The following is a 3,498-nucleotide window of genomic DNA, read 5'->3' as shown; positions in this document are numbered from 1 at the left end:
CCGTCGACCAGGCTCATCACCGTCTCGGCGGCGACGATTCCGTCCAGTCCTGTGGTCATCTCTCGCTCTCCTCTTCGCAGGTGCAGCAAGAGGTCGGACGGGAGGCATAGGTTGTCAATCTTGATAGATACGATCAATATATCGGGATGATCCAGGAACCGACCCTGTCCGCCAGCGAGGCGGCGGCGGAGCTGGGGGTCAGCTTGGCGACCCTCTACGCCTATGTCAGCCGCGGCATGATCCGGTCGATCGCCGAGCCCGGCCGGCGGTCGCGCCGCTACGCCGCCGCCGACATCCGCCGCCTGGCCCGGAAATCCGAGCCCGAGGCCGCGCCGCTGCCGCTGTACTGGGGCCAGCCGGTGCTGGAATCGGCGATCACCCTGGTGGCCGGCGGGCGCCTGTATTATCGCGGCCGGGACGCAGTGCGGCTGGCCGAGAGCGCCACGCTGGAAAGCGTCGCCGGGCTGCTGTGGGGAGTAACCGCGGACGACCCTTTCGCCGGCCCGGCCGCGGCGCTGCCGCCGGCCGCAGCCGGGATCGCGGCCGGCACCCCCACCCTGCCGCCGCTGGAGCGGGCGATGGCGGTGCTGCCGGCGCTGGGGGTTGAGGACGACCGCGCCCTCGCCCGCTCTGCCGCCGGGCTGCAGCGCACCGGCGCGCGGGTGCTGCGCTGGCTGACCGCGGTCATGCTTGACCGCCCAGCCTCGGCCGCGCCGACCCATGATGTGCTGGCCAAGGCCTGGAAGGCACCGCAGGCCGCGGACATCCTGCGCCGGGCGCTGGTGCTGTGCGCCGACCACGAGCTGACCGCCTCGACCTTCGCCGCCCGCATCGCCGCCTCGACCGGCGCCTCGCCGCATGTCGCGATCGCTGCCGGCCTCGCAGCGCTGAACGGCCCGCTGCACGGCGGCATCAGCGCCCGGACCGGCGCCTTCCTGGAGGCGGTGCTGGCCGCGCCTGACCCGCGCCGCGCCGTGCTCGAGCGGCTGCAGCGTGGCGAGGATCTGCCCGGCTTCGGCCACACCCTGTACCCCGACGGCGACCCGCGCGGGCAGCACCTGCTCGACCGGATCGTGGCGACCCTGCCGGATGCGCCGGAGCTGCCGACCGCCCGCACCCTGGTCGAGACCGTGGCCGACCTGACCGGCGACAGGCCGTCGCTGGACTTCGCCCTGGTGCTGACGGCCCGGCTGGCCGGCCTGCCAGCCGAGGCGCCGCTGGCGGTGTTCGCGCTGGGCCGCATCACCGGCTGGATGGCGCATGTGATGGAGCAGTATGCCGCCGCCCGGCTGATCCGCCCCCGCGCCCGCTATGTCGGCCCGCAACCCTGAGCGATATCCTGCGACGGGATGGCCACCTCGGGCGCTGGCCCGACCAGGGCGTAGACCGGCACCGGTTCACGGGCGCCGCGTGGCACCACCCGGGCGACGAAGCGGAATTCGAATCCCTCCCCCGCCCCGACGCGCACCGCATCGCTGACCAGGATCGTGGTGCCGTGGATCTTGTTCAGGGCCTCCAGCCGCGCCGCGACATTCACGGTGTGGCCGAGCGCGGTGTAGTTCATCCGGTCGATCGACCCGACATTGCCCACCACCGCCTCGCCGGTGTGCACACCGAAGCGGGTCGGCATCGGCGTGCGGCCCTCGGCCACGAACTCCGCATTCAGCCGGTCGATCCGTGCCGCGGCGCGCAGGGCGCCGAAGCAGGCCCGGCGAATGTGGTCGGGCTGCGCCTCCGGCGCATTCCAGAAGGCCATGACGCTGTCGCCGATATACTTGTCGATGGTGGCGCCGCTGCCGATCAGTTCCGCCCCCAGCGCGGTGAAGTAGCGCGAGGTCCGCGCCATCAGTTCCTCCGGTGACAGCCCTTCGGCCAGGGAAGTGAATCCGGCGATGTCGGAGAACAGCACCGTCACCGGCTGGCGTCGGCCGCCCAAAGTGGGCGCGAGCTTCTGGGCGATGATGCTGCGCACGACCTGGCCCGGGACATAGGCCGCGAAGGTGCGCAGGGTCATCTCGAGCACGCCGATGGCGGCGGCGAGCGACCGGATCTCTTCGATCCGCGACGGGGCGGCGCTTTCCTCCCGGAAATCGAAGCGCATGATCTGGCCCAGCTCCGCCGTCACCCGGCGCAAGGGGCGTGCCAGCGTGCGGGCCGCAATCATGACGATGCCGAGAGCCAGGATGGTGGCGCCGATGCCGATCAGCAGGGATGAGAACCGGATACGGTCGGCAGGGCCGACCACCAGGTCGAACGGATAGGCGATGCCGATGACCACGTCCGGCATGCCGGAGCCGATCGGCTCGAACCGCTGGAGAAATTGCCGGTCGCCGAGCAGCCCGGTGCGGTTCCGGCCGGTGCCGATGGTCTTGAAGCTGCGGTACAGCTCGGCCAGGGTCGGCGATCCCAGCTCGCTCAGCAGCGGCAGGCGGTCTGCCCGCGCCTCCCGGAAGGCGCTGCGGAAGCGGACGCCGTCGGGATGGGCGATCAGTGCCCCCGAGGTGTCGAACACCACCAGTTCCAGATCATGCTGCTGGCGCACATCGGCCAGGGTGCGGTCGAGGGCGGCAAGGCTGACATCGACGCCGAACACCACGCCATCGGCCAGGCGGGACCGACGCGCCAGGCTGACGCCGACCTGGGTGACGTTGGCGAAGCGGTAGGGCGCGGTCATGACCGGCCCGGCGGCGGCGATCGCCGGCGCGTACCACGGTCGGGTGCGCGGATCGAAGTCGGTCGGCATGATCTGCGGGTCGCCGAGCGGGCGCCCTTCGGCGTCGGTCACCATCCAATGGGCGGTCGCGCCACCCGGACCGCGATCAATCACCTGTACCGCGTAGGCCGCACCCGGCAGCGCCGTAGCCGTCACTTCGGGCAGCGAGGCAGCGGCCAGGGACTGCACCAGGAGGAAACGGCCGTCATCCCAGGCGACATAGAAAGCCGTGGCCGCCGGCAGGACCTTTTCCAGGTCGCGCAATGTGCCACCCATCACCAGGCCCAGATGATCGGCCCCGACATCGGTCTCGATCGTCAGCGTGGCCGTGTCCAGCACCACGTCGGCCAGATGCAGCCCGGTCCGGAAGTCGTCCCGCACCCGTTCGACGATGCGGTCGAAGCGGGCGCCGGCGTCGGCCTGGACGAGCCGCGTGACCTCGGCATGGTTGAACCAGACCAGCCCGCCCGCGATCGCCAGCACGATGGCGGCGAACACGGCCGCGACCACGACCTGCAATTTCCACGGGCCGCTGAGACCGGATGCCGCCACCCCGCCCCCCTTTGTCGACTGCACTCCCCGCAGCAGCCTAGACCCACACGGGCCTGGCCGGAACCATCCGATCGGACCTGGAGACCAGCCCTTCGATCACACCGTTTGACAGGCGCGGCGCGGCGGGCTTGCCTCTTGGGCACCGCCCCGAGATGCCAGGATCATGCTCGCCCTCTACCTGCCCGTCGCCGCCATCATCCTCGGCATCTCCGTCCTCCAGGTCGCCAACGGCA

General features: G+C 71.3%; 3 protein-coding genes. 1 reads left to right on the top strand and 2 read right to left on the bottom strand.

From position 1 onward, the window contains the following. Positions 1 to 146 precede the first annotated feature (146 nt). Entirely contained in the window at positions 147 to 1,331 is a 1,185-nt protein-coding gene (locus AC3XYG_RS20760; RefSeq protein WP_489141772.1) for a citrate synthase, read from the top strand. On the opposite strand, the gene AC3XYG_RS20755 is transcribed toward AC3XYG_RS20760, so the two are convergent. Together AC3XYG_RS20755 and AC3XYG_RS20750 are read right to left on the bottom strand one after the other, a co-directional pair. Continuing rightward, a complete protein-coding gene (locus tag AC3XYG_RS20755) occupies positions 1,310 to 3,265 on the bottom strand; it encodes an adenylate/guanylate cyclase domain-containing protein (protein WP_489141771.1) in 1,956 nt (651 codons plus the stop codon). The genes AC3XYG_RS20760 and AC3XYG_RS20755 overlap by 22 nt on opposite strands. Positions 3,266 to 3,302: 37 nt before the next feature. Further along, the coding region (locus AC3XYG_RS20750) for a hypothetical protein (RefSeq protein WP_489141770.1) at positions 3,303 to 3,498 on the bottom strand (196 nt) is incomplete at its 5' end.

The sequence above is a fragment of the Inquilinus sp. genome, from assembly GCF_057815775.1.
Note: the sequence above shows the minus strand (reverse complement) of the source record. Positions and strands in the feature narration are given on the sequence as shown.